This is a genomic window from Hymenobacter siberiensis (genome assembly GCF_018967865.2).
Taxonomy (GTDB): domain Bacteria; phylum Bacteroidota; class Bacteroidia; order Cytophagales; family Hymenobacteraceae; genus Hymenobacter; species Hymenobacter siberiensis.
Map to the genome: position 1 here is coordinate 659,482 of NZ_JAHLZY020000001.1, position 26,320 is coordinate 685,801.

Annotated in this window: 28 protein-coding genes; 12 read left to right on the forward strand and 16 right to left on the reverse strand. The window is 57.1% G+C overall.

What is annotated here, in order from left to right; all coding sequences use genetic code 11:
- Positions 1-191 precede the first annotated feature (191 nt).
- The 8 genes from KQ659_RS02790 to KQ659_RS02825 all read left to right on the forward strand — a co-directional run bounded on the left by KQ659_RS02790 (position 192) and on the right by KQ659_RS02825 (position 8,851).
- Positions 192-1,085: an NAD kinase gene (locus KQ659_RS02790; protein WP_216678892.1), complete on the forward strand. Its 894-nt coding sequence runs from the start codon at positions 192-194 to the stop codon at positions 1,083-1,085.
- Positions 1,086-1,223: 138 nt separating this feature from the next.
- A complete protein-coding gene (locus KQ659_RS02795; RefSeq protein WP_216678891.1) occupies positions 1,224-2,102 on the forward strand; it encodes a DUF6089 family protein in 879 nt (292 codons plus the stop codon).
- A gap of 48 nt (positions 2,103-2,150) precedes the next feature.
- Entirely contained in the window at positions 2,151-2,906 is a 756-nt protein-coding gene (gene porG / locus KQ659_RS02800; protein WP_216678890.1) for a type IX secretion system protein PorG, read from the forward strand.
- A 132-nt stretch (positions 2,907-3,038) separates the two neighbouring features.
- A complete protein-coding gene (locus KQ659_RS02805; protein WP_216678889.1) occupies positions 3,039-3,785 on the forward strand; it encodes an isoprenyl transferase in 747 nt (248 codons plus the stop codon).
- 18 nt (positions 3,786-3,803) lie between these two features.
- Positions 3,804-6,326 carry an outer membrane protein assembly factor BamA gene (gene bamA / locus KQ659_RS02810; RefSeq protein ID WP_226929806.1) on the forward strand — a complete coding sequence of 841 codons (2,523 nt, stop codon included), beginning with the start codon at positions 3,804-3,806 and terminating at the stop codon, positions 6,324-6,326.
- Between the two features lie 38 nt (positions 6,327-6,364).
- A complete protein-coding gene (locus KQ659_RS02815; RefSeq protein ID WP_216678887.1) occupies positions 6,365-7,042 on the forward strand; it encodes an OmpH family outer membrane protein in 678 nt (225 codons plus the stop codon).
- Positions 7,043-7,083: 41 nt separating this feature from the next.
- The gene (locus KQ659_RS02820) at positions 7,084-7,722 is read left to right on the forward strand and encodes an OmpH family outer membrane protein (RefSeq protein ID WP_216678886.1); all 639 of its coding nucleotides are present in this window, start codon (positions 7,084-7,086) and stop codon (positions 7,720-7,722) included.
- 73 nt (positions 7,723-7,795) lie between these two features.
- Positions 7,796-8,851 carry an RluA family pseudouridine synthase gene (locus KQ659_RS02825; protein ID WP_216685385.1) on the forward strand — a complete coding sequence of 352 codons (1,056 nt, stop codon included), beginning with the start codon at positions 7,796-7,798 and terminating at the stop codon, positions 8,849-8,851.
- A 78-nt stretch (positions 8,852-8,929) separates the two neighbouring features.
- Here the strand turns inward: KQ659_RS02825 and KQ659_RS02830 are convergent, their stop codons facing one another.
- From KQ659_RS02830 to mazG, 8 genes are all read right to left on the reverse strand, one after another.
- Entirely contained in the window at positions 8,930-10,552 is a 1,623-nt protein-coding gene (locus tag KQ659_RS02830; protein WP_216690324.1) for a tetratricopeptide repeat protein, read from the reverse strand.
- Positions 10,553-10,606: 54 nt separating this feature from the next.
- Positions 10,607-11,665, reverse strand: coding sequence for a PstS family phosphate ABC transporter substrate-binding protein (locus KQ659_RS02835; RefSeq protein WP_408610741.1), 1,059 nt, complete (start codon positions 11,663-11,665; stop codon positions 10,607-10,609).
- Positions 11,592-11,864 carry a hypothetical protein gene (locus KQ659_RS02840; protein ID WP_216678882.1) on the reverse strand — a complete coding sequence of 91 codons (273 nt, stop codon included), beginning with the start codon at positions 11,862-11,864 and terminating at the stop codon, positions 11,592-11,594. The genes KQ659_RS02835 and KQ659_RS02840 overlap by 74 nt, the downstream gene beginning before the upstream one ends.
- Before the next feature lie 358 nt (positions 11,865-12,222).
- Positions 12,223-13,050 carry an energy transducer TonB gene (locus tag KQ659_RS02845; RefSeq protein ID WP_226929807.1) on the reverse strand — a complete coding sequence of 276 codons (828 nt, stop codon included), beginning with the start codon at positions 13,048-13,050 and terminating at the stop codon, positions 12,223-12,225.
- Complete coding sequence (locus KQ659_RS02850) at positions 13,047-13,583, reverse strand: ExbD/TolR family protein (protein WP_168671221.1); 537 nt, start codon at positions 13,581-13,583, stop codon at positions 13,047-13,049. Before KQ659_RS02850 ends, KQ659_RS02845 begins: the two co-directional genes overlap by 4 nt.
- 52 nt (positions 13,584-13,635) lie before the next feature.
- Positions 13,636-14,268, reverse strand: a complete 633-nt coding sequence (locus KQ659_RS02855) for an ExbD/TolR family protein (protein ID WP_168671220.1) — start codon at positions 14,266-14,268, stop codon at positions 13,636-13,638.
- Positions 14,269-14,356: 88 nt separating this feature from the next.
- Positions 14,357-15,238 (reverse strand): MotA/TolQ/ExbB proton channel family protein, encoded by an 882-nt coding sequence (locus KQ659_RS02860; protein ID WP_394369597.1) that lies wholly within the window; start codon positions 15,236-15,238, stop codon positions 14,357-14,359.
- A gap of 270 nt (positions 15,239-15,508) precedes the next feature.
- Positions 15,509-16,366 carry a nucleoside triphosphate pyrophosphohydrolase gene (gene mazG / locus KQ659_RS02865; protein ID WP_216690323.1) on the reverse strand — a complete coding sequence of 286 codons (858 nt, stop codon included), beginning with the start codon at positions 16,364-16,366 and terminating at the stop codon, positions 15,509-15,511.
- Between the two features lie 75 nt (positions 16,367-16,441).
- Here mazG and glmM point away from each other — a divergent pair, with 75 nt between their 5' ends.
- Together glmM and KQ659_RS02875 are read left to right on the forward strand one after the other, a co-directional pair.
- Entirely contained in the window at positions 16,442-17,839 is a 1,398-nt protein-coding gene (glmM, locus tag KQ659_RS02870) for a phosphoglucosamine mutase (protein WP_216690322.1), read from the forward strand.
- A gap of 141 nt (positions 17,840-17,980) precedes the next feature.
- The gene (locus KQ659_RS02875; protein WP_216690321.1) at positions 17,981-19,156 is read left to right on the forward strand and encodes a cysteine desulfurase family protein; all 1,176 of its coding nucleotides are present in this window, start codon (positions 17,981-17,983) and stop codon (positions 19,154-19,156) included.
- Here the strand turns inward: KQ659_RS02875 and KQ659_RS02880 are convergent.
- The 6 genes from KQ659_RS02880 to KQ659_RS02905 form a co-directional block, all read right to left on the reverse strand.
- Positions 19,153-19,560 (reverse strand): hypothetical protein, encoded by a 408-nt coding sequence (locus KQ659_RS02880; protein ID WP_216690320.1) that lies wholly within the window; start codon positions 19,558-19,560, stop codon positions 19,153-19,155. The genes KQ659_RS02875 and KQ659_RS02880 overlap by 4 nt on opposite strands.
- An 84-nt stretch (positions 19,561-19,644) precedes the next feature.
- Positions 19,645-20,991 (reverse strand): IS4 family transposase, encoded by a 1,347-nt coding sequence (locus KQ659_RS02885; RefSeq protein ID WP_216690319.1) that lies wholly within the window; start codon positions 20,989-20,991, stop codon positions 19,645-19,647.
- The gene (locus KQ659_RS02890; protein WP_216690318.1) at positions 20,964-21,212 is read right to left on the reverse strand and encodes a hypothetical protein; all 249 of its coding nucleotides are present in this window, start codon (positions 21,210-21,212) and stop codon (positions 20,964-20,966) included. Before KQ659_RS02890 ends, KQ659_RS02885 begins: the two co-directional genes overlap by 28 nt.
- A gap of 198 nt (positions 21,213-21,410) precedes the next feature.
- Positions 21,411-21,560, reverse strand: a complete 150-nt coding sequence (locus KQ659_RS02895; RefSeq protein ID WP_216678876.1) for a hypothetical protein — start codon at positions 21,558-21,560, stop codon at positions 21,411-21,413.
- Between the two features lie 56 nt (positions 21,561-21,616).
- On the reverse strand, positions 21,617-22,114 hold the full coding sequence (locus tag KQ659_RS02900) for a hypothetical protein (protein WP_216685381.1): 498 nt from the start codon (positions 22,112-22,114) through the stop codon (positions 21,617-21,619).
- Complete coding sequence (locus KQ659_RS02905) at positions 22,072-22,593, reverse strand: DUF2157 domain-containing protein (RefSeq protein WP_216690317.1); 522 nt, start codon at positions 22,591-22,593, stop codon at positions 22,072-22,074. The genes KQ659_RS02900 and KQ659_RS02905 overlap by 43 nt, the downstream gene beginning before the upstream one ends.
- A 116-nt stretch (positions 22,594-22,709) precedes the next feature.
- On the opposite strand from KQ659_RS02905, the gene KQ659_RS02910 reads away from it, so the two are divergent.
- Both KQ659_RS02910 and KQ659_RS02915 read left to right on the forward strand, forming a co-directional pair.
- On the forward strand, positions 22,710-23,375 hold the full coding sequence (locus KQ659_RS02910) for a hypothetical protein (RefSeq protein ID WP_216690316.1): 666 nt from the start codon (positions 22,710-22,712) through the stop codon (positions 23,373-23,375).
- 83 nt (positions 23,376-23,458) lie between these two features.
- Positions 23,459-23,911 carry a PRC-barrel domain-containing protein gene (locus tag KQ659_RS02915; protein WP_216678872.1) on the forward strand — a complete coding sequence of 151 codons (453 nt, stop codon included), beginning with the start codon at positions 23,459-23,461 and terminating at the stop codon, positions 23,909-23,911.
- A gap of 18 nt (positions 23,912-23,929) precedes the next feature.
- Here the strand turns inward: KQ659_RS02915 and KQ659_RS02920 are convergent, their stop codons facing one another.
- Entirely contained in the window at positions 23,930-25,123 is a 1,194-nt protein-coding gene (locus KQ659_RS02920; protein WP_216678871.1) for a T9SS type A sorting domain-containing protein, read from the reverse strand.
- 134 nt (positions 25,124-25,257) lie between these two features.
- Positions 25,258-26,301: a ferrochelatase gene (gene hemH, locus KQ659_RS02925; RefSeq protein WP_168671210.1), complete on the reverse strand. Its 1,044-nt coding sequence runs from the start codon at positions 26,299-26,301 to the stop codon at positions 25,258-25,260.
- Positions 26,302-26,320 lie beyond the last annotated feature (19 nt).

Genomic DNA, 26,320 nt, shown 5'->3' on the forward strand with positions numbered 1-26,320 from the left:
GTACCCGCTATTATTACGGAGTTGTTTAGAAAGTCACAAAAGGTACTCAAACGGTCATGCAGCGCGCAGCGAAGCATCTTGCTCGCATCGTTGAACGGGCCTGACGATGCGAGCAAGATGTTTTGCTGCGCGCTGCATGACCGTTCGGGGACTTTCTAAACAGCTTCTACGTAATCCGCTTTTCCCTCCGCATGAAAATCGCCATTTTTGGTAAGCCTTTCGACGACGAAGCCGCCCCCGCCATTCAGGCCCTGCTCGACGATTTGGCCGCCCGCCGGGCCGAAGTCCGCATTGGCGAAGCCTTCCGTACCTTCCTCGACAACCGCCTGCGCCTGCCCGAAGGCACCACCGAGTTCCACCGCGGCGACTCGCTGCGCGGCGTCCAGTTCGTGCTCAGCATTGGCGGCGACGGCACCCTGCTCGATACCGTCACCTACGTCGGCAGCCTCCAGATTCCCATCCTCGGTATCCACACCGGCCGCCTGGGCTTCCTGGCCACCATCACCCCCGACCGCATTGCCCAGGCCATTGATGCCCTTTTCAAAGGTCATTTTACCATCGAAGAGCGCAGCCTGATTCGCGTCGACACCGACCCCGACGTATTTGGCAGCCTCAATTTCGGCCTCAACGAGTTCAGCGTCCTCAAGCGCGACACCTCGTCTATGATTGTCGTGCACACCTACATCGACGGTGAATACCTCAATTCCTACTGGGCCGATGGCCTCGTCGTGGCCACGCCCACCGGCTCAACTGGCTATTCCCTGAGCTGCGGCGGCCCGGTAATGCTGCCGCAAACAAACAATTTTATCATTGCTCCCGTATGCCCCCACAACCTGAATGTGCGCCCCTTGGTGGTGTCCGACCAGAGCGTGATTTCCTTCGAAATTGAAGGCCGCAGCTCCAGTTATATGCTGGCGCTCGACTCCCGCTCCCTGCCCGTCGAAGCGTCCGTTCAAATTGCCGTTCGCCGAGAAGCTTTCAACGCTCGGCTGGTAAAACTTAACCACGTCAACTTCCTCAGTACCTTACGCAGCAAACTGAATTGGGGCCTCGACCGGCGCAACCCCGCTGGTATTCAGGTCTGAAAACAGAGTTTTTTGCTGAAAAAATTGTCGAAGTTTTTTTTAGTTCCCGATTAGGCCTACTTTTGTCACCGTCTGAAACTGTGCGCTCTCTGCATTGCTTTTGCTCGCCGAACCTAGTATCATCATTTTAGTTGCCTTATGAAAAATATTTTCACGTATTCTACGGCCGTAGTGCTCGGGCTGGCTTTGGTGGCAACACCGGAGGCTGATGCCCAGCAGTTTAGCAAGCGGAAGCAATACAACTCCATCGGCTTCAGCCTGAATGCTATGAACTACTTCGGGGATTTGACGCCCGTAACTAGCTTCACTAGCTTGCGCCTAGGTGCTACTCGGGTTGGTGCAGGTATTTCTATTACCCGTCGTTTCTATCCGCGTGTGTCGGGCCGCCTTGGCTTGTCGTATGGCCGTATCTCGGGCGATGACTCCTTCGCCAGCGACCAGGACCCGGATGCTCGTTTCCGTAACAACCGCAATATGAATTTCCGGAATGACATTCTGGAAGCTTCGGCCGTTGCCATCGTTGACCTTATCGAAAACCGCAACAATTACCTCAAGCGTCCGGACTTTGTGCCCTACGTTTTCGCTGGTGTAGCTGGTTTCTACCACAACCCCCAGGGCCTCGATAAGAATGGTAACTACGTTGACCTGCAGCCGTTGAGAACGGAAGGCCAGGCAACTGCGTACAGCAAGACCCAGTTTTCGATTCCTTTCGGTGGTGGTATCCGCTACCGCATCAACCGTAACTTCGATGCAAGCCTGGAAATCGGCTGGCGCAAGACGTTCACCGACTACCTGGATGATACGGGTGGACGGTATGCTGCAACCTCTCAGCTTGCTCCCGGTGCCGCTACCTATTTCGGACATGACATCACCAAGGACCGCGCAAAATTTCCCGGTTTCGATAATGCTGGTGAGCAGCGTGGTGACTCGCGCAATAAAACCGACTGGTACATCGTAACAGGTGTAACATTGAACTACATCTTGACGCCCCGCATCAAGAACCCCAAATTCCGCTAGCCAGCGAATGCTGGCTTAGGTTTCTTTTTCCGAGTCAGCAATTACTAAATGACGAATTCAGGTTTCAAAAACGTACTCCTCGCTTGCTTTGTTCAGGCGGGGAGTACGTTTTTTTGTGTTTCAGCCAACGCGCAGAACACCAGCGAAGTAGGTATTGGTATTGGAGCCACCAATTACCGGGGCGAAATATCGCCCGATTTCCAGTTGCAAAACAGTCGGCCTGCCTTCACCGCCTTCTATCGTAAGGACGTATCGGTGCCCATCACCTTGCGGGGCGGCTTCACCGCCGGTTTCCTGCGCGGTGCCGATGATAACGTGACGGGCGTGAATGGGGGAGTGCCCCCGCTGCAGAGCTACCGGCAGGCCAATACCAAAGGCAGCGTGCTCGAAGCATCGGCGGTGGTAGAGTACAACTTCATGGATTACCATTACCGGACAGATAAGGTGCATTTTACGCCCTATCTGTTTGCCGGCTTGGCGGGGTTTTATGCCAATACTACTACGGTATCCAATAACCCCCTCCTACAGCCAACCTTCAACCAGAAAGGCAGCATGTTGGGGCTGGCTATTCCGGCTGGCGCAGGCATTAAGTACGCACTTTCGGAACACCTTAATCTGGGACTGGAAGTAGGTGTCCGCAAAACATTTACTGACCAACTCGACCATTTGAGCACCCAAGACCCCCTACTGGTAAATGTTCATGACCAGGATTGGTATTATTATAGTGGGGTCAGCTTATCGTATACGTTCTATAAAATCCGCTGCCCCGACCAATATAAAAAGAATAAAGGGCTGTTAAAGTAGTAGTTAGCTGATAGCTGATGAATGCTTTATATATAATTGTGAACTGCATATAGCCAAAAGCTAATATTGGCATTCGGCTGCTAAATGCAACCATTTCCGTAACTTGCTGGCTCTTTTAGCGAAACCGCAAAGATGACCGGCAAGGCCGAAATAGATACTCAAAATATTCCCGCTCATGTGGCCGTCATCATGGATGGCAATGGGCGCTGGGCCAAGCAGCGTGGGGGCTTGCGCGTATTTGGTCACCAAAGCGCCATCACGGCTGTGCGTGAAACTGTGGAGGAAGCCGCCGAATTAGGCGTGCGCTTCCTGACCCTGTACGCATTTTCAACGGAAAACTGGAATCGTCCGGCGTTGGAGGTAATGGCTCTGATGCAGCTGCTGGTGCACACCATCCGCAAGGAGACGGCTACGCTGCTCAAAAACAGCATTCGCCTGGAAGCCATTGGTGACCTGGCTACTTTGCCCAAAAGCTGCCAGCGGGAGCTGGCCGAGGCAATGGAGCTAACCAAGTATGGCACGCGCATGACGCTGGTGCTGGCCCTGAGCTACAGCGGCCGTTGGGACCTCACTCAAGCGGCCAAACGAATGGCCGATGACGTGGCTTCGGGCCGGCTCCAGCCCAGCCAGGTGACCGAAGCTACGGTGGCGAGCTACTTGGTAACGGCCAAAATGCCCGATCCGGAGCTTCTTATCCGAACCAGCGGCGAGCAGCGAATTAGCAACTTTTTACTGTGGCAGCTGGCCTATACTGAGTTGTACATCACCGATTTGCTGTGGCCGGACTTTCGGAAGCAGCACTTTCAGGAGGCCATCCGGGCTTATCAGCGCCGGGAGCGGCGGTTTGGTAAAACCAGTGAGCAAATCACTGTATCTTAAATCTTTGTAATGTTTATTGTGCGTAATTTTTTTATCAAGTGTGCGCTTTTGATGGTGGTATTGGCCGGCTTGATAGCGCAGCCAATACACGTACAGGCGCAGCAGCAAGCAGCCGCCGGACTCGATGAGCCCAAGAAATATGAGCTAGGGGGCATTACCATTAGCGGTGCCCGCTACCTCGACCCCAATACCCTGATTGGCTTGACTGGTTTGCGCGTGGGCGACCCCATCAGCATTCCAGGCGAGGAGATTGGAAAATCCATCCGGAAGCTGTGGGCCCAGGGCATCCTCGGCGATGTGAGCGTGACGGTGGCTCGATTCGAGGGCAATAAAATATTCCTCGACTACAACCTGAAAGAGCGGCCGCGCTTGTCAAAATTTACTTTTACGGGCATTAAAAAAGGACAGACCGAAGACCTGACGAAAAAAATCACCCTGATTCGGGGCAAGGTGGTGACGGATGCTCTGATGAACAATGCGCGGACGCAAGTGCGCAAATTCTTCGTAAACAAAGGCTACCTCGATACCAAGGTGGGCATTGTGCAGGTTGCCGATTCCAGCTTGTCGAATAGTGTGGCCCTGCGCATTGACGTGGATAAAGGCTCGAAAGTGCGCATCCATGAAATTGCCTTTGAAGGCAACAAAGCCTTTACGGACCGTAAGCTGAAGGGCAAGCTCAAGAAGACCAAAGAGCGTAAGCCGTATAAATTCCTGACCCCCGGCAAATTCCAGCGTAGCGATTACGAGGAGGACAAGAAGAAGCTGCTGGAATTCTATAATTCCGAGGGCTACCGCGACGCAACCATCGTGAGCGATACGCTTGTGCGGGACGATAAAGGCCTAGCCTTGCGCATCACCGTAGACGAGGGCCCCAAGTACTACTTCCGCCACATTACCTGGAACGGCAACTACCTGTATGACGATAAGACGCTGGCCAATGTGCTGGGCATCAAGTCCGGTAGCACTTACAGTAAGGAGATTCTGGATAAGCGCCTGAACTACAATCCGACCGGGCAGGATATTTCTTCGCTGTATCTCAACGACGGCTACCTGTTCTTCACCATTGACCCGGTGGAAACCAAGGTTGAAGGCGACTCAATTGATATTGAAATGCGCCTGAATGAAGGGGTACAGGCCCACATCAAAGACATCAACATATCGGGCAATACCAAAACCAGCGACCACGTGCTGCGCCGCACGCTGCGCACGCTGCCCGGCGATAAATTCAACCGGGAGCTACTCATCCGCTCACAACGCGAAATTGCTACCCTCGGCTATTTCGACCCGGAAAAAATTGGCATCAACCCCATTCCCAACCAAGCCGATGGCACGGTTGATATCAACTACACGGTGGTAGAAAAGCCTTCGGACCAGGTAACGCTGTCGGGGGGCTGGGGCGGTTATGCCGGTTTTATTGGTACGGTAGGTCTTGTTTTCAACAACTTCTCACTTCGCAAAGCCGGTACGCTGCGTAACTGGACGCCTGTGCCCTCCGGCGATGGCCAGCGCCTGTCGCTCAACGTACAGGCCAATGGCTTGCAGTACCAGGCTTACTCCTTGTCATTTACCGAGCCCTGGCTGGGTGGCCGTCGGCCGAACTCCTTCTCATTCAGCCTGAATCACAGTGTGCAGCGGACGGGTGCGGCACTAGATGCAGCTTCAGACCAGTTCATTAAGGTGAACAGTGCCACCGTGGGCCTGGGCCGCCAGCTTCGCGTGCCAGATGACTACTTCACGCTCAGTAACTCGCTGTCGTACAGCCAGTATCAGACACAAAATTATGCGGTGATTGCCGGGGCTGCTTCGGGTACGTTCAACAATATTACCCTGAATACCACGCTGGCCCGCAACAGCATCGACAATCCCACCTATACGCGCCGGGGTTCATCGCTAAGCCTGAGCGTGAACCTGACGCCGCCTTATTCGCTACTGAACCCCGACCATCCAAGCAACAACCAGTGGATTGAATTCCACAAATGGATGTTTGATGCTTCGTGGTTTACCCCGATTGTGGGCAAGCTGGTACTGAACACCCGCGCTCACTTTGGCTACCTGGGAACCTATAATTCCAAGCGCGACGTGGGGCCATTTGAGCGATTTAAAATGGGTGGTGCGGGCCTGGGCTACAACGGCGGCGGCAACTACCTGGTGGGTACCGACTACGTGGGCCTGCGCGGCTACGACGACCCCAACGCGACCTTCGCCATCCCGACGGCGCAGTCTGGCCAGGCCGGTGGCATCGCATTCAACAAGTACGTGCTGGAGATGCGCTACCCCGTCAGCCTCAACCCGGCCGCTACGGTGTACGTGCTGGGCTTTGCCGAAGCGGGCAATGCCTTCGGCTCCTACCAGAACTATAACCCCTACAAGCTGTACCGCTCGGCTGGCGTAGGCGCTCGTATCTTCATGTCGGCCTTTGGTCTGCTGGGCTTCGACTTCGGCCATGGCTTCGACTCCGTGATACCGCCGATTGGTACTCCGGCCGGCACCAAGCAAGACCCCAACCACTTCCACTTCATCATTGGCCAGCAAATTCGCTAGCAAGGCACTAGCGAGCGGAGTTTCACGTTTCCTCCCGTATGAAGAATTTTGGCGGCCTGATACTGGCCTTGTTGTTGCTAGTTGTTGCACCAGAAGCCCAGGCCCAAAAATTTGGTTGGGTCGATTCGGAGTTCATCATGGCTAAAATGCCGGAGTACGCTAAGGCCCAGCAGGAGCTGACCCTGCTGTCGGATACCTGGCAGAAGGAAATTGAAACGCTGCAAAAAGACCTCGATAAGCTGCATCGGAACTATCAGAACGAAGAAGTTGTGCTGACGGAGGCCATGAAGAAAAAGCGGCAGGACGAAATTTTGCTCAAGGAGCAGGAGTTGAAAGCTTATCGCAACAAACAGTTTGGCTACGAAGGGCAGCTATTCAAGAAGCGCCAGGAATTGAACAAGCCCGTGCAGGACAAGGTATTTGAAGCCGTCGAAAAGGTCGCCAAGAAGAAAACGCTGGCAGTGGTTTTCGATAAATCCGGCGACCTGACCATGCTCTACACCAATCCTGCGCACGATTACACCGAATTTGTACTCGAAGAGTTGGGCCTGGGTGCTGAAGACCGCAACCAGCCCGGCCCCAAAGGCGCGGTGAAGACGGTGGCCCCACCAAAAACACCGGTTGACCCTAACTTTGAATCGGACTCGGGCACGCCCGAGGCTGCCCCGGCAACCAAGCCGGCAGCCAAGCCAGCGCGTCCGACCAAAAAGAAGTAACTACCTTTGCCCCAATATTTTTCTGACCCTTTTTCTTTTTGATGAATCTCGTGAAAATCTTTCGTCTGACGCTCGCCGCCGCTCTGCTGACCGCCGGAACCCTGGCTGCCACTTCCGCGCAGGCCCAGGCCCCCCTGAAAATTGGCTACACCGATGTTCAGTACGTGTTATCCCAGATGACCGAAAGCAAACAGATTGAGTCGGAGCTCAAAACCTACAACGACCAACTCGCGGCCCAGCTGAAAAGCAAAAGCTCCGAGTTCGAAACCAAAGTGAAGGATTATCAGCAGAAATCCGGCACCATGACGGACGTAGTGAAAGCGGATACCGAAAAGGAGCTGCAGCGTTTGCAGCAGTCCATTCAGGAGTTTCAGCGCACTGCCGAACAGTCGCTCCAGCAGAAGCAGCAGACGCTGCTGAAGCCGGCGCTGGATAAGCTGCAGAAAAACATCGACCTCGTTGCTGACGAGAACGGTTTCACCTATGTGTTCAACTCCGATGGTGGCGGCAGCCCGCTGCTGTTGCATGCTCCTAAGGATGGCGACATTTCGGACCTCGTATTGAAGAAAATGGGCATTACGCCCGGTGCAGCCGCTCTCATCAAGTCGGGCCCGGCCTCGCCTGTTAGCGCGCCGGTCACACCCGGTGTGAACAAGACCAAGACTAAAACCAAGAAGTAAGCGGCAACTGCCGCCTGCCTAAAAAAGCCGGAGCATTTGCTCCGGCTTTTTTCATATACCACCAATTTGGGAAATGATAGACGACGAATTTGAGGCGGATGAGCTGCTCGACAGCGAAGCCGATGAGGAAAATGGCGATGAGCTTTACGAGCATCACCGCATCATAGTAGACCGTGGCCAGGAGATGCTGCGGATTGATAAGTTCCTGCATAGCCGGCTGCGTAATACTTCGCGCAACAAGGTGCAGGATGCCATTCGGGCATTAGCAGTAGAGGTGAACGGAGTGGCTGTGAAGCCCAATTATCGGGTCAAGCCGCAGGATGTCATTACCGTCACGCTACCCGAGCCGCCGCGTGAAGGCCGGGTAGTGCCGGAGGAGATGCCCCTCGACATTCGCTACGAGGATGCTGAGCTGCTTATCGTGAATAAGCCCGCTGGTCTTGTGGTGCACCCGGCGTACGGCCACTGGCAGGGCACGCTGGTAAACGGCCTGGCGCATCACCTCGCCAATCTACCTACGGGCCGCAACGGGGAAATCCGCCCCGGTCTGGTGCACCGCATCGACAAGGATACGTCGGGCCTGCTGGTCATTGGCAAAACCGAGTTTGCCATGACGCACCTGTCGTTGCAGTTTTTCCATCACACCATTCAGCGCAGCTACCTGGCATTGGTGTGGGGCACTCCGCCCGGCCCCACGGGCACAATAACCGGCCACCTGGGCCGCAGCATGCGCGACCGCAAGGTGCAGGCCGTTTATCCCGGCGGCGAGCAGGGTAAGCCCGCTGTGACGCATTATGAGGTGTTGGAGAACTTCGGCCCGGTAACGCTGGTACGCTGCGTACTCGAAACCGGCCGGACTCACCAGATTCGCGCCCACATGCAGTACCTCGGCCACCCCCTGTTCTCCGATGCGACCTATGGGGGCGACCGCATTCGCGTGGGCCAGAATAATGGCACGTACCGGGCATTTGTCGAAAATGCTTTTCAGCTGATGCCGCGTCAGGCGCTACACGCCCGCTCGCTCGGCTTTGTGCACCCAACTTCCGGCGAGCAGCTGCTATTCGAAGCCGAGTTGCCCGAAGATTTCGCGGCAGTGCTCGAAAAATGGCGCAACTGGGCTGCTACCTGAAACTGAGCCCACCCTATAAAAACGAAAAGGTCCCAACGCATTGCGTTGGGACCTTTTCGCATAAGTGACAGATAAGAATTACTTCTTCTTCGGCGCAGCCTTCTTAACTACTGCCTTGGGCTTGGCAGTGATGATGTCCAGGTTGCTCTTGGCACCCTTGTTCTCAGGGTCCAGAACCAATACCTGCTCGAAGTATGACTTGGCTCCGGCTTTATCACCCTGCTGGAAAGCATATACACCCAAGTAGCCATAGGCCTGCACCAAACCTTCGCGGAATTTAGCCGGCTCGGCATCTGCTGCTTTCGAGAGTTCGATGTACTTCTCGTAGTTCGGCTTGGCCAAGCCCTGCTTGCCTTCCGGGTCGCGCTGAGCGTTCACCGAAGCCCGGTAAAGGTATGCCGGAGCATATGTGGGCTTGGCGATGTTGATGATGTTGTACACGCTGTCAGCCTCAACGTACTGTTTGTCGCTGCTGAAAGCCGTAGCCAGACGGAACTGGTCAGTTAGGTCGCCGCTGCATTTGTTCAGCTTGTACTTATACACGCTGATGGCACCTTTGTAGTTTTTCTGGTTGGCATAAATGCTGGCCAGGTCGTTCTGAAAGTCGCAGGCCTTAGACGGGTCCTTTGCGATAATCTTGCCGATAAGCGCTACCGCTTCCGGGCCTTTACCCGTTTTGCTCAGGATTTTGGCCTTGTAGATGTAATCTTCGGAAATAATCTTATCGGCTGGTACTACCGACATATAGGTGTCAATGGCGGTAGCCGCTCCTGCAAAGTCACCAGTTTCATACAGCAAATAAGGCTTCAGGCGGTTCATGGTAAGGTTTTGCGGGTCGTTTTGCAGCACCTTATTTACCTCCGTCAACGCCTCCTGGTACTTCTTGGTCAGATACAGGAACGAGGCGTATTGAGCATTCGTCGAAGACGAATTTTCCGCCAGGTCGGTGTATTTCTTGAATGTGCTCAAGGCCAGGTCATACTGGCCGGCGTAGTAGTACATGTCGGCCAGCTCCCGGTAGGCCGGTGCGTAGCTGGGGTCAAGCTCTATGGCCTTGCTCAGGCTCTCACGGGCCGCGTTGAAGTTGCGCGAGCGCACGCTCAACACACCTTTCTTGTAGTAAGCCTGGGCGAAGCTGGGGTTTGCCGCAATAGCACGGTCAAAGCTGGTCATGGCCTCTCCACCACCCTGGTCAGAGTGCAGGAACACATCACCACGAGCAACCATCAGGGCCGGGTCATCCTTTTTATAGGCGGCCTGAGCCGCATCCATGTACGTCTGGGCTTTGCCAGTATTCTTACCATCAATCTCCCCATACGCCTGCGCTATCATGGTGAGCAATTTGGCATCTTTGTTCTTGGTCGCCTTCGCAGCGGCATCAAACTGAACTTCAGCCGGAGCAATCTGGCCTTTGGCCAGTAGCGCACGGCCGGCAGCTACTTGGCCGAAAGGAGTGGAGCCCGCTGCTTTGTTGAAGAAATAAGCAGCCGAATCGGCCATATCACGCATCTGATAAAGGCGGCCCAGCTCGAAAGCAGTTTCGGGAGTGGAGCCGGGACGCAAAATGGCGCGGGCTTCGTTGTACCGACCCAATTCAATATCGCGTTGGGCGGTTTGCACGTTTTGGGCGGTGGCCGCCGTAGTACCTGCTACCATTGCAACGGCAGCGAGCAGCGGCTGTTTCCAGGGCTTGAAACTCATAGGAGAAGAAAAAGAATGAAAAAGCAATGAAAAATTTTTACGCGAAAAGCGTAATTACAGTTTAGGCGTGGTAATAATTCGGGCCTGCATCTGAGCCGGTAGTAATCCCGACTTTTGAAAAATCAGCTGTCCGTTCTTGCCTGCCACGAAAGATGCAAACCCTGTGCCTAATCCTGCGCGCGCTTCCCGACTGATGATGTAAAGGTTGCGCCGGAGCGGGTAATTCTGCAAATCCGGGTCCTGGGCCAGCTGCTCAGGCGTCTTTTCGGCCAGGTATGCCTGGTAGGGCTGAATATAGTCGTTAGGCTTTGGGTTGGGGCGGGACGTGATGCTGGCCACCCGGACCTTATTGGCAAACGTCATGGCAGTCGGGTCGTCCCGGTCTGAAATCCAGTTTACCCCCACTACCCCAATAGCGCTGGGATGCGTTGCAACATAATCAAGCAGGGCAGGGTTCGAAGTTGCGGCAAATACCCGGCTGGTGAGCGGGGCACCATGCGTCACCGAATCGAGCACGAAGCGCGTCGTGCTGCTCCGGTTTGCATCGAATACCACATTGATGGACGACAGGCCCTTCTTGCCGCTAATCTGGTTCCAGCTACCGGTTTTGCCCGTGAAAATATCGGCCAGCTGCGCCACCGTCAGCAACGAATCCGGATTGCTGCGATTAAGTACGATGGCCAGGCCATCGATGCCAATACGGATAGTGCGCGGCACAATAGTTTGCTTGGCTAAATCAGCCTGCTCTTCCGCGTTCAGCTCGCGCGACACCACCGCCAGCTTCACCTTATCGTTGATGAGGTCCAGCATCACCTTTTCCTCCGGCTGAAAGCTCATCTTGACATGAGCATTCGGATAAAGCTTAGCAAACGTATCTATCTGCGCCTGCAGGATAGGCGCAAACGTTTCATCCACGCTCACCGCAACATTGCCGCTGGTAGTGGTATCCTGAGCTCCTGGCGACCCTGGACCATTGCAGGAGGTAATGGCAAGTGCTCCGGCCAATACCGTAGCTCCGGCAGTCAAAAAGTGGGCACATTTAATCATTATCGTCAGAAATGGTTTTTTTGCGAAAATGGGCCTGGTAGCCTCGGCCAAAACGGACCAGCCCATAGAGAATGAATACAGAACCCAAAATCCGGCGGGTTATTGGGCCAAGCTGAACCAGTCCCCCAACCGAAGGACTATTGGCCGACCACCACAGCCATACCCCAAGGCCCATGTAAATGGAGGCCATCAGGAGCACAAAGTAACGCACTAGCCGCTGGGGCGACTTACCAAGCCGCTCCTCAGTAGTAGGTAAGTTGAGCATAAAAAAGAAAATGCAGAAATGGAGATATAATAAACCCGAAAAACGCGGGTAAAGGTTCGGCGCATCAGCTTGGAGCTCCCATACCAGCCTGCAAAAAAGCCAAAAAATAGCTGCTTTTCATAGCGGACAACTCACTTGGTTTGTCTCGTAATGTGCTCGCAAATGAGTTTGGTAGTTAGTCAACAGACGGCTTTCTAATTGAAGTTAGCGCCCTACAACGAACTATTGCTGCCTATCGGTACCTGTGGAGCAACTTTTTGTACATGCCCTGAGGTGGTGTGTAATAAAAAACCCTGGACCGAGCCATGAAGCTCAATCCAGGGTTTCCGCTACTTCTGAAAAAACCAGAAGTAAGAAACTATTGAATTTTGAAGGTAATCGGTACCGTAAACGAAACGCTTACTGCACGGCCGTTCTGCTTGCCGGGGATGAATTTAGGCAGGGTTTTCACCGCCCGCATCGTTTCCTCGTCAAGACCCGAACCCAGGCCTTTTACCACTTTCACATCTGAAACGTCGCCCTGCGGGTTTACCGTAAAGCTAACGAAGATGCGACCTTCAACTTGGTTGCGAAGTGCCAGCGGGGGGTATTTCACCGCCTTCTGGATGGCGTTTACGATAGCACCGTTTCCACCACCACCGGGCAGCTGAGGCATTTGCTCTACGTAGGTGTAGACTTTGTTCTCAACTACTTCTTCAACCACTTTGTCGCCGGTACCCGAAAGTTCGGACAGGTCAGGAGCATCCGTGTTACCTTTTACGGTTACGGTGGCCACCGTCTTATCCTTCAGCTCCTCCTGGTCCGGAACCTCTTCCTTCTTCACTTCCTCATCCTTCTTCACCACCGGAGGAGTGAATTTGATGGTGGTAAGCTTGGGCGGAGGGGGTGGCGGCGCCTCGGGGGGCGGCGGGGGGGGCGGCGGCTTGGTTTCGTCCAGGGGAGGAGCGTCCATCAGCACGTTCTCCTTCAGATTCTTCGCGGGCTCCTTCGGCATCTTTTCTTTCAGATACTGAGCGATGAGCGGGAAAGCAATCAGAAGGACAAACAGCGCCGTAGCAATAATCAGCGCCCGGGTTACGTGGCGCTGATACAGGCGTCGGAGCACATAAGCGCCGTAGGCCTTGTTGCGACCCTCAAAAACGATATCGTTTAAGCTGGCTTTCGCAATTTGCGCATTGTCCATCATAGGGCTGAGTCTTTAATAAGGTCCAGGTCGTCTTTGGGTACCTTCACCAGCGCGTATTTTTTCTGGTTCGTGATGTTCATCTCGTCCAGAATATCCACCATGTTTTTATACTTGGCGTCTTCACTTGCTTTGATGAGGATGATGGGGTCCGGCTTCTGGCGCTGGCGGTCCAGCAATACCTGCCGAATGCCGGAAGCGGAGAAGTTCGTCACCTTCAACTCAGGCTTGGGTACCGTTTTGTCGTTGGGCGTATTCAACCCGAAGTAGTAATACGCCTTGTTGTCTTTGCCAAGGATGATGGTCATGGCCTGCGAGGCCTTGATTTTCGTGTCCTCGACATCGTCGGTCTTCTTCACCGGCATCGTGAGCTGCATCACGTTGGGCTTGGCGAAGGTGGTGGTCAGCATGAAGAAGGTGAGCAGGAGGAAGGCCAAGTCCACCATTGGGGTCATGTCGATTTTGGTCGACATTTTCTTGGCCCGCTTCTTCCCACCTTTTCCACCGGAGTCGGCTTTGCCTTGAATTTCTGCCATGGAATTTAGTTAAGTGAAAGGATTGGGAATGAAGCAGTAGCAACAACCAAAATTATTTGGCGGCGGCTACTGGCTTGTTTTCCATATCCGTGATGAGATTGAAGCGGTTGATGTCTCTTTCCTGCAACACTTTGATAACCTGCTCTACCGTAGGTATGTCAGCATTGCCATCGCCTTTGATAGCGATGTAAGTAGGCTTGTGGAAGATGGCCTGGTTAGCTGTACGAGCTGCAAGTACCCAGTCAATCAACTGGTTATTGAGCGAGTCGAGCGGAACACCGGGCTGCTGGGCATTTACCTGCTTGCGGTCTTCCTTTTCCATGTTCAGGTAAGAACCCAACTGGCTGATAGGCAAGCCAAAGTTGGGTAGGTTGCTGAACTCCTTGGCTTGGGCTGCGGTGAAGTTTACGCCGTATTTGGCGCCTACTTTCTGCAAGGCCTGAATCTTGGTTTGCGGCGCATCGACACCAAAGAAGACGCGCTTCTTGTTGTCGATGGTGAGCGTGATTACGTTGTTCTCGGGCAATTTAAGCTCCGAAGTCGACGAGGGCGTGTCCACTACCACAGTCTCTTCGGGGGCAAACTTGGTGGTGAGCATGAAGAATGTCACCAGCAAGAAAGCCAGGTCCACCATCGGCGTCATATCGAGCGACGGTGAGGTACGGTGCGGTTTTACTTTGGGCATTGCGAGGTGGGGGTAAAAGGGGGCGATTCATTCCGGAGAACGAACCGCCCCGCGTTTTAGTGCATCAGCAGTTTGCTAACAAACGGAATTAAACCGTTTGGGCGTTCTGCTTATTGCCGTGTTGAGCGGCAAAGGTTTGGATGATGCTGAAACCGGCCTCGTCAATGCTGTAAGTCAGCTCGTCAATCTTGCTGGTGAAGTAGTTGTAGGCTACGATGGCCAGGGCCGAAGTACCGATACCCAGTGCCGTGTTAATCAGGGCTTCCGAGATACCGTTTGCCAGAGCTACTGCATCGGGAGTACCGGCCTGCGCCAGAGCGGCGAAGGCACGAATCATACCGAATACCGTGCCCAGCAGACCCGTCAGCGTGGCAATAGAAGCCAGCGTCGAGATGATAACCAGGTTTTTCTCCAGCATGGGCAGCTCCAGGGCGGTGCTTTCTTCGATTTCCTTCTGGATGGCGAGGATTTGCTGGTCAGTGGCCATCGAGCGGTCACGGCCCATCTCGTTGTATTTCATCAGGCCGGCTTTCACCACGTTAGCTACCGAGCCTTTCTGCTGGTCGCAGGCAGCGAGGGCGCCGTTGATGTCATTGCTGTTCAGCTTCTGACGCACGGTGCGCACAAAACTCTCGATGCTCTTGGAGCCTTTGGCCTTGCTGATGGTCAGCATCCGCTCAATCGAGAAGGTGATAACCATGAGCAGCATCGACATCAGAATCGGCACTACAAAACCACCCTTAAAAACTACCCCGAGGTAGTCGCCGGGGTTGGGGTTATTCTCATTGTTGCCGCCTTGAAAGTGGCTTGAGTCGCCTAGCACGAACTTATAAATGAGGAGGCTGACAACGTAAGCAAGGATGATAACCAGGACGGAGAACAGCGAGGCACCACCGCTGCTTTGGGCTTCGGCTTTGGCGGCCGTTGCGGCGGGCCGGGGGCTCGTATTCATGGCATTTTTCTGTTCCATTTGTTCCGGATTGTTTGGGGGTTGTTGTGTGAAGTATTTGAATTGAGTGGGTAAAGAAAATGCAAAAAGTTGGTTAGGAGTGCAGGCGTTAGCAAAAAAGACAATCGATAATCCCGTTCCGAGAGAAGTCGAATAGCACTTATCAAAGTCTAAATTACCCACCGAGCCCACTTAGTTGAGCAAACCTAACCAAAAAGCGCGGCCTGACCAAAGAAAAGTTGCCAGCGCCCACTAGAATTACCATGAAAGTTGGATGAAGCCTCCCCAATGCTAAACCGTGCCTTTGGGTTGAGCAGGGCGTCGTTTGGCTTCTTCCCAGTACACATCCATCTGGGCCAGCGAGAGGTCGGCGAGGTGCTGATTATTGGCGGCAGCGGCCGTTTCCAGATACTGAAAGCGGCTGATAAACTTGCGGTTGGTGCGCTCCAGTGCTTCTTCGGGATTGATGCCGGCGAAGCGGGCAAAATTGACCAGCGAAAAGAGTAAATCGCCAAATTCATCGGCCGCTTTTTCAGCGTCCATCCGGTCGGGATTGCCGTGGCTGTACTCGGTACCAAACTCGTTTAATTCTTCCTGCACTTTGTCCCATACCTGCTCGGGCTGCTCCCAGTCGAAGCCCGCGCCCCGGGCTTTTTCCTGAATACGCATGGCCTTTACCAGCGCAGGCAGGGAAGTGGGTACCCCGCCGAGCACCCCGTTGGTATTGCCTTTTTCTTTGAGCTTGAGCTGCTCCCAATTGCGCTTTACCGTCTCCTCGTCGTGGGCCTGCACATCGCCGTAGATGTGCGGGTGGCGGTAAATGAGCTTCTCGCACTGGGCATTGAGCACGTCGGCAATGTCGAAGGCATCTTTTTCGGCGGCGATGCGGGCGTAAAAAATCAGGTGAAGCATGACATCGCCCAGTTCCTTTTTCAGGTCGGGCAGGTCGTCGCGCAGAATGGCATCGCTGATTTCGTAGGTTTCCTCGATGGTGAGGTGCCGCAGGGTCTGCAGGGTTTGTTTTTTATCCCAGGGACATTCAGTGCGGAGGCGGTCGAGTACGTCGAGCAGGCGGCCGAATGCTTCGAGCTGCGCGGGCCGGCGAGCACTGGTAAGCAGAACATTAGGCGAATTTGTGGGGTTTTCCATTGTTCCAAAGATAAAAGTCCGTGCCGCCAACCGGTTGCTAATGCCTAATTTTGGTCTTTCAAATTAACTACCTCCGTGACTTTAATCAAATCTATTTCCGGTATCCGTGGCACTATTGGCGGGCCGGTGGGCCAGGGCCTCACGCCGCTCGACGTGGTGAAGTATGCCGCCGCGTATGGTACCTGGGTTAAAACCCAAAATACTGATAGCAAGCTGATTATTGTCGGCCGCGATGCTCGGATTTCGGGCGATATGGTGAGCCGCCTGGTGGCCGCTACGCTGCAGGGCCTCGGCCTCGATGTGTGCGACCTCGGCCTGAGCACCACGCCCACCGTGGAAATGGCGGTGCCCGCCATGAAGGCGGCCGGCGGCATTATCCTCACGGCTTCGCACAACCCCAAGCAGTGGAACGCACTGAAGCTGCTGAACGCCATCGGCGAATTTATCTCGGAAGCCGATGGGCAGCAGGTGCTGGCCTCGGCCGAAAACGAGGACTTTGACTTTGCGCCCGTGACCAAGCTGGGCCAGTACACCACGGATACCACTTTCTTGGAAAAGCACATTGAAGCTATTCTGGCGCTGCCGCTGGTGGACGTGGAAGCCATTAAGGCCCGCAACTTCCGGGTGGTGGTGGATGCCGTGAACTCGTCGGGGGGCTTTGCCGTGCCGCAGCTGCTGGAAGCGCTGGGCGTGACGACCATCGAAAAATTGCATTGCGAGCCCACCGGCGACTTTGCCCACAACCCCGAGCCGCTGCCCGAGCACCTGCGCGACATTGCCAAGGTGCTGGAAAAAGGCGGCTTCGACCTCGGCATCGTGGTAGACCCCGACGTGGACCGCCTGGCGCTGGTGAGCGAAAACGGCGAGATGTTCGGCGAAGAATACACGCTGGTGGCCGTGGCCGACTACGTGCTGCAAAGCTTGGGCGGCGGCAATACCGTGAGCAACTTGAGCAGCACCCGCGCCCTGCGCGACGTGACCGAGAAGGCCGGTGGCAACTATTCGGCCGCCGCCGTGGGCGAGGTGAATGTGGTGACGAAAATGAAGGAAACCAACGCCGTAATCGGTGGCGAAGGCAACGGGGGCATCATTTACCCCGAACTGCACTATGGCCGCGACGCCCTGGTTGGCATTGCGCTGTTTCTGACGCACCTGGCCAAAACCGGCCTCACGGTGAGCCGCCTGCGCAACTCGTACCCGAGCTATTTCATCTCGAAAAACAAGATTGAACTGACGTCGGACATCAACACCGACGACGTGCTGGCCAAGATGGAGCAGCGCTACGCCAAGCAGCCCGTGAATACGATTGACGGCGTGAAAATTGAGTTCGATAAGGAGTGGGTGCACCTGCGCAAGTCTAATACCGAACCCGTTATCCGCATCTATGCCGAGTCGGATTCGAACTCTACGGCTGATTATCTGGCCCAGAAAATCATTGGTGATATCAAGGAAATTATCGCCGCAAAGGCGTAGTTAGTCGGGGTGTTGCGCATTTAGCGCGGCTGCTGTGGGGTAGTTTCAATTCGAAAGCCCAAATTTGTATTTGTGTATAGCTTGAAAGAAGCCGGGTGCACCCACACCCGGCTTCTGCCTTTTTCTGCTGAAACGATTCCTATGAGCACAATTTCCCCCAACGCGCCCGCTTTCGTTTATTTCGACAACGCCGCTACCACGCCCCTCGACCCCGAGGTGCTGGAGGCCATGCTGCCCTTTCTGAGCCAGCACTACGGCAACCCGAGCAGCCTGCACGGCCCGGGCCGGCAGGTGCGCGCCGCCATCGAGAACGCCCGCAAAACGGTGGCGCACCTGCTGAATGCCGCTCCGGCCGAAATCATTTTCACGAGCGGTGGCACCGAGGCCGACAATTATGCCGCCTTTGGCAGTGTGCGCACACTGGGGCTAAAGCACGCCATTACCTCGCCGATGGAGCACCATGCCGTGCTGCACCCGTTGCAGGTACTGGCCAAAAGCGGCGAGATTGAGCTGCACTACGTGAAACACGACGCGCAGGGAACCCTGGATTTGGGTCACCTGGAGGAGCTGCTGGCCACGCAGTCGCGCACGTTTGTGAGCCTGATGCACGCCAATAATGAAATTGGCAACCTGAATGACATTGCCGCCATTGGTGATATCTGTGCCCGCTACGATGCCGTGTTTCACACCGATACGGTGCAGACGATGGGGCATTACCGGCACGACGTGCAGCAGCTGAAAAACCATTTTCTGGTGGGTTCGGCCCATAAATTTCATGGGCCGAAGGGGGTGGGGTTTATCTACACCCGCAGTGGCTTGCGGGTGAGTCCGCTCATTCACGGCGGCTCGCAGGAGCGCAATGTGCGCTCGGGCACGGAGAACGTATACGGCATTGTGGGCCTGGTCAAGGCGCTGGAAATCGCGGTGCGCGACCTGGCCGCCCACCACGCGCAGGTGCAGGCGTTGAAGACCCGCTTCATCGAAAAGCTCCGCGCCGAGGTGGAGGATGTGCAGTTCAACGGCCTGTCGGAGCACGCCGATAAGAGCCTTTACACGGTGCTGAGCGTGAGCCTGCCACCGTCGGCCATCAGCGAAATGCTGTTGTTCAACCTCGATATCAGCAAGGTGGCGGCTTCGGGGGGCTCGGCCTGCACCAGTGGGGCCCAGGCGGGCTCGCATGTGCTCGAAGCCCTGGGCTGCGACCCCGGCCGTGCCACCGTCCGCTTTTCGATGAGCAAGATGAACACCGAAGCAGAAGTGGACTACGCCGTGGCCGTGCTGGCCAAGCTATACCGGTCGGTAGCAGTGCAGGATTAAAACTGCCCGGTGGCCCCTCCGCCACCCGATTGCCCACCGCCGAACTCGAAGCCACCCAAGGCGGGCGCATCGAGTGCGTGGGCAGTTTGGGCCTGAATCAGGTTTTTGAGGTTGAAGTGGCGTGGCTCATCGTCGGGCAGCGAGGTGAGGCCGAAGCGGGCGGGGCGTAGGGCGCGGAGCAATGCGCCGGCCAGCAGCACCGTAAGCAGAGCGCCAGCCGCTACGGCGGCTATTTCGGGCGGTAGCAGCGAGCGGTAGTGCCGCAGAGTGAACATGGAGAATGCCAGTGCCAACAAGCTCAGTAGGAGCAGGGGGCGGTCGGCCCGGCGCAGGCCCAGCGTGATATACAGAAGTGGAATGCCCGCCGTGAATAGATAGAAGAGCGGCGCAAACGGTATTTGCACAGATACATTGAGGCTGTGAAGCTCGGTATTCCCTTCGCACACTATCAGGTAGTTGCCGCCGAGGTAGAATACGGCCAGGGTACTCTACCCTACTATTTTTAGTATTTGATTTCGAGCAAGTTGTCTCGTAGTGCAGTTTAGCAGCGTTTCAACCAGGCGGGCCAACGGGTCATCGGGCCAGGTTAGCGGACGGGTGAGTTGGCGGAGGAGGTTGAGGCCGTGACGAGCCAGGCTCGCGGCCCGGTAGCCGTGCTTCTTGCGGGCAATGGGGTGGCGGCCGCCGTGGGCGGCTGCGCCCCCGCCCAGGCAGAAGGCGTAGGCCAGGCTGACGAGGGCCACGAGTTTGCGCAGCTTTTGCAAGCAGCGCAAGTGGGTGGCTTCCAGGTTGAAACCCCGGCCTTTCAGGTTTTGGAAGCACTGCTCAATCGTCCACCGCTTGGCGTAGAGTTGCGCGAGGTGGTTCAGACCGGCCGTGGCAAACAGGTAGACGAACTCGCCCGCCGCCACGGCCTTGACCCAGGCCTGTCCCCAGACCCCGTCGACCTGCACGTGGGCGAAGCGGCGCACCTGCCCCGGCACCAGGCCCAGGTCGGCCACGGCCTGCCGGCGGCCGTCGGCGTGGGTCAGGCAGTGGTGCTTGGGCACGCGCATGACAAAATTCAGTCCGTTGTCTTTGAGCCACTTGAACCACGCATGGCCGACAAATTCCCGGTCGCCTACGACCAGGCCGATGCGGTCTTTCCCCAGCAAAGCCACGCACTTTTCGAGCACCGCGATGCGGTCGGCGGCGTTGGAGTTGCCGCTGCGGTTGTCGAGCAGCTGCCAGTAGAGCGGCACGTGGACCTCGCCCGTGCCGACGGTGACGAGCAGCACGTTGACCTGGCACTGGCCGAAGTCCCACTCCGTGCGGTCCAGGCACAAACGCAGCTTGCCCTGCGCAGGCAATAAACTAAGCAAAAGCCTGGCCACCAGCATGTAATTGAGGTCGACTTCGCGGAAAAAGTCCTGAATGCGCGTTTCGTTCGAGGCGGGCTTAGCGGCGTCGTTGAGGTGCTGGGCCACTTCGCCAAATTGCACGTTGCGGCTCTTTATCAGGTCAATAATGAACTGGCCCACAAACTTTTGGCGAGATAAGTGGCCCACAAACGGGGCCTGTTGCAAAAGCGTCGTAATTTTAGCGGCGAAGTGTTGCTTCACGGGGCAGAACGGGTTTTTGGTGGTTGGAACCCCAAAGGTCGGGCTGCCCCGTTTTTGTACCTGAAAAATAGTAGGGTAGAGTACGGCCAGGGTCATTACCTTCAGCATGAGCAGGCAGCTGGCGTAGTAGTCGGCCAGGGGCGTGCCGGCCACGCGCCGGGCCAGCATGCGGTAGAGGAATAGCCCGCCGGCCGCCGTGGCCATTATCAGGAAAGGCAGCAGGGCCTGCCCCACGGACTTTGCAGGGCCGTAACACTCACCAAGAGCAGCAGGGCAGCAAAAGCGGCTGCCGTGACCAGCGCATCGGCATAGCGCAGGACCGCCGCTGCCAGTAGCGCCAGTATCAGGGTGAGCGGAACCAGCAAATGGCCATAGGTGACGCGAAACGATGCGTAGTAACCGCTCCACAAATAGGTGCTGAAAATGTAGGGAATCAGGCTGCCCGCCGCAGCCAAGCCTACCTATAGCAAGGTGTTATCGGCTCCGCAGTGGTAGAGGCGGCGGTCTTTTATCAGTAGTTCCAGCATGCCAAAGCATGCCGCACAGCTAATGATACCGCTCGCGATTGGCAGCTTATGGCCAATCAAAAAAATGAAGCCGGATGCCATGCTTATTCCCAGCAATGCAAACAGGAACAGGCCCACCCGCAGGGGCTACGCCGGGCGGTAGTACTCCAGCGGATATGCCGCTTCAATGGCCTTTAGCTGGTCCTCACCAAGCAGCTGCTGGCGCTGCCAGCGTGCCGCCCGGGCGCGCAGGGCAGTATGAAATGCCCAGTTGGGGTTGTAGGCTTGCCTGTTCATGGCTGAGGTAGGGGGGAGGGGAGCAACAGGCGCCGCCGGGCCGTGCAGGATTTTCCTCACATTGAGGAAGAACAACACGACCAGCAGGGCTGACAGCGGTAATAGCAGGAAGGGGCCATCAGTACGATGGTGTCATCGGGAAACAGCAGCACCAGCTGCACCAGTAGGTAGCAGGCGCCGAAATAAGCGTAGCCCGCCGCCAGCACCAGAAACCAATACGACTGCGTGCGCCGGGCGTATGAGTACAGACCCGCGCACAGCCCCAGCATGAGTGCCACCGTGCCCTGGCCCACCAAAGGCTGCTCGTGAAAAGCCGCCCGTACCAGTGAAGTCGCCAGCGCGGCCAGCGCCAGGTTGCTGCCCAGCAACAGGTACGTGAATGCGAAATGCGCCTTGCGCCCCCGGTACTCCGAGTAAAAACCCGTCAGCATCAGCAGCCCGCCCAGGCCGACGGCGGCCCCGCGAATATGGTCGCTCCAGAACTCGTTTTCGGTGAGCACGGCCAGCGGCGCTACCGTGAGGCCCACCCACGACGCCAGCGCGGTAAGGCCCATGGAGCACCTCCCCGGTGGTCGAACCAATAGGCTAGCGGCACGAAAACCAGCGCCGGCAGCGCCGTGGCCAGCCCGTAGCGGTTGCCGAAAAACTGGTATTGGTACTGTACGTAACCCTCCAGCACCACCAGCAGCAGGCAGCCGAGCAGCAGGAGGTAGTCGGCCCCCACTGAGGTTTTAGGAGCCACCCCCCCAGGTGAAGGGAGCGGCGCCGTGTAGGTGAAGCACGCGGCCATGAGGGCGGCAATGAGGGCGATGATAATGCCGTGCCCAATGGTGTTGATATGCTGGTACACCAGCACGTCCAGGCCGCCGGCCAGCAGCGTAATGCCCAGGTAAAGCAGCGCCCGCAACTCGTAGTGCAGGGAAAATGGCTGGGTGCGCTCGCTGGCGATAATGCGGGTGGTCTGGGTCGGTGGCAGCAGCCCCCGCGACTGTAAGTCAGCCAGGTAAAGGGTGGATGGTGGTGGTGAAGGCATTGGGTGGGGGCGCCGACCCTGGGTGGCGGGCGTATCCGCAAGTACGCCACCGGCCGCACAAATCGGCTACTTTTCGCCGCACCTCGTAAATTCAAGCCATTCTCCCAACTCCCGATATGGCTGACATCAATATTCAACGTAAAAAATCGGCGCCCAGCCCGTGGCTGCTGGTGCTGCTGGCGGCCGTATTAGTGGCGGTAGCTGCTTATTTCTTCCTGCGTTCCGACCCGGCCGATGAGCCCGCGCCGCCCGTTGCCGCCTCGGATACGCTGGGGGCCGCTGCGGCCGTAGACCAGGCTGCGCGCCGGGAGACCGTTGATGGCATTCCGCAGGGCGATACTACCCAGGATGCCGCGACTGCCGCCGGTAGTTTCGAAACGGCCGCCTCCCTGGCTACACAGGCCGCCTCCGACCCGGCCGCGCCCGATTACGCTCGCAACGGCCTGCAAAAACTGACCGGCGTGCTGGTTTCCCTCACCGACCGCGACGACCTGCGCACCCCTGCCACCACCGAGCAGCGCGACAACCTGACCAGTGCCACCGCCCGCCTCGGCGAGCCCAATACCAGCCTGCGCCCCGGTTTCGTGGCGGCGGCCGGTCTCATCCGGGCCATGCAGCAAAAGGCCTATCCCGAGCTTGAAAATGAGGCCAATACGTTGGTGAGCCTCGCAGGGCAGCTATCTGGCCGTAGCGCTACGGCCCCCGAGCAGCAGCAGAACCAACAGTTCCTAACCCAGGCCGCCGCCGCCGTGCGCGTACTTAGCGAGCCAGCCCAGCGTTAGGTTTCTGGTTTCTCGTTGCTGACTTTGTGCGGCTAACGATTTGAACCAGAAGCCAGCAACAACAAACCAGAAACGTATTTGCTATGGAAACTCCCGTTCTGCGCCGCTTGCGCGACCTCACCGATTTTGAAGTGGCCGACGACAACCCCGACGTGCGCGGCTGGACCGTGCGGGGTAGCGATGGCCAGGCCCTGGGCACGGTGTTCGAATTGATTGTGGAGCCCGAAGCTATGAAAGTGCGCTACCTGGACGTAGCGCTGGATGGTCGCTTCCAAACCAACGAACACGAAAACCACATTTTGCTGCCCATTGGGGCCGCTTCGCTGGATGAGGATGGCGACAACGTGTTCGTGCCCGCGCTCAATGAAGCGTCGGTCCTGAACTACCCGCCTTACATCGAGGTGCAGATTACCCGCGAGTACGAAGAGGCCATGTTGCGGGCGCTGGGAAAAGAGGCTGCCCCTGCCAACCCGCGCTTCTACGAGCAGGACTCGTTCGATACGGGCAGCTTCTATAACCGCCGCCGGGCTTCCTGATCCGGAGCCGGACGGGCTTTATTGCCGGGCAATCTGGCGGGTGAGCACCTGTCCATCGGGTAGGCGCAGGCGCAGCACGTAGAGGCCCGGCGCCAGCCCGGCAGCATCGACGCGCACGGCGCCCACGCCAGCCGCCGCACTGGTAATAGCAACTGCCTTGCCCAGCATGTCGTGGCAGCGGATTTCAACCGGCAGCACGTTGCCGCTGATGAAAAAAGCATCGGCACTGGGATTGGGGTAAATACTGAAGTCGGCTTCCGTGGCGTGGCGGGTGGCCATAGCGGTGCGGGTGGGCGTAGCCAGCCAGATGGTGGCATTGAGCAGCAGGCGGGCATGGTCGCCGTTGGCTTCGGCTGCCCAGCCGTCGTACAGGTTATTGCCGGGCGCACCGGTGCCATCGTCGGGCGGCGAAGAATCGCCCAGAGCAGCTACCCGGCCCTGGCCGTAGCGGGCCCGCGCCACAATGGCCCCCGTGGTACCGGTAGTAGCCACGCTGGGCCGAAACAACACGCCGCGCACGCTGGCATTGGCGGTGGGAGCGAGGGTGATGCTGGCCCCGTTGTGGTATTCCATGGCCACCGGGTTGCCGGCGGGGCCGTGCAGCAGCGAGTCGGCGGGAGCTACGGCCGCGCCCACGCCGGTCGTGAAGGAGAGGTTATTGAGGTCGAAGGTGATGCCGAAGGGATTGACGGGACTGGCCGAGGCCATGAGGTCGTTCCAGATGGCGGGCGAGTCCCAGCCGTCGCCGTTGCGGTCCGAAATGGTGTGGTCCGAAATCATGAACAGGCCGCCGCCGCTGCGCACATAGTTCAGGATGGCCGTTTTTTCGGCCGTGGTATAGCGAATATTCGGCTCGTCCACGATGTAGGCGGCGTAGTAATGCAGGTCCTGGGCATTGGTGGCATCGTTGTAGGTGATGCGGCCGCTGCCCGGCAGCGTCTCAACCTGATAGCCGCGTTTCACCAGCGCAATGCCCCAGGAGGAGAGTGCGCCGGTCCAGTAGCCTTCGGGCGTGCTGGCCGTAACGGTGCTTTGCAGCGGCGTGGGCAGGCGCTGCGGACTACCCGACACGTCGGCGTCAATCACCCAGTCGGCATTGCCGGCCGTTTCGGCCTTGGTGGCGTCGAATAAGATTTTGACGGCTTGTTGAGCTTGGGCCCGGGTGTCGGCCAACAGGCCGAAAGCAAGTGCTAGTGTGTAGCGAAAGCGCATTTACGTGGGAATTTGCTGATTAATAAATCTTAAAGCTACTATAGCTGCGCTTAATTTGGCTGGCGCCGAAACCGCGAATAGCCCGTGATGCTGCACGCAGCATCACGGGCTATTCGCGGTTTCAAACGCTGGTTCTAATTGCGCCGAAGCATATCGGCCACGGCCTCCACCCACTGCGGCTCCGAGTTCAGCGAGGGCACCAGCTGCCAGTGCACGCCGCCGGCTTCCTCGAACAGCTCCTTGAACTCCTCGCCCACCTCGATGGTCGTTTCGAGGCAGTCGGCCACGAAGGCGGGGCTGAAAGCCAGCACATGCTTGATGCCTTTGGCGGGCATCGGCTTCAGCGCCTCATCGGTGTAGGGCTGCAGCCAGGGGTCGCGCAGGCGGCTTTGTAGGCGGCTCTGGAAGGCTACCGTGTATTGCTCGGGCGCGAGGCCCAGGCCGGCCGCCACTAGGCGCGACGTGGCAAAGCACTGAGCGCGGTAGCAATATTGGTTAGCGGGCGTGAGGGTATCGCAGCAGCTGCCGAAGCGGCAGTAGTTGGTGGGGTCGCCCTTTTTTACGTGGCGTTCCGGAATGCCGTGGTAGCTGAACACCACGTGGTCGTAGTGCTGCTTGTCCATCTCAGCCCGGCCCCGCGCCACGATGGTGGCAATAAAGCCCGGGTCGGTAGCAAACTGGCTGATAAAGCTGATGCTGGGCACCACCCACCAGTCTTTCACAATGTCCATCACCTTCTCCTGCACCGAGCCCGTGCTGGCCGACGCATACTGCGGAAACAGCGGCAGCACGATGATGCGCTCCACGTTGGCCGCACGCAGCTCTTCCAGCGCCTTCTCCACGCTGGGCTTTTGGTAGCGCATGCCGAAGGCTACCACGTAGTGCTCGCCCAGGGCAGCCTGCACTTTCTCCTGCAAATCAAGCCCGTGGAAGAGCAGGGGCGAGCCGCGCTCCGTCCACAGCTCCTTGTAAATCTTGGCCGATTTGGGGGCCCGCAACGGCACCACCAGCCCCTGAAACAGCGGGTAGCGAATGGCCGCCGGCATGTCAACCACGCGGCCATCGGTCAGAAATTCGTTGAGGTAGCGGCGCACGTCGGGCGTGTTGGGCGAGTCGGGCGTGCCGAGGTTGACGAGCAGCACGCCGATGCGGGCGTTGGGGGAAGTAGTGGAATTCATTGGGGCAAAGTTCGGGGTT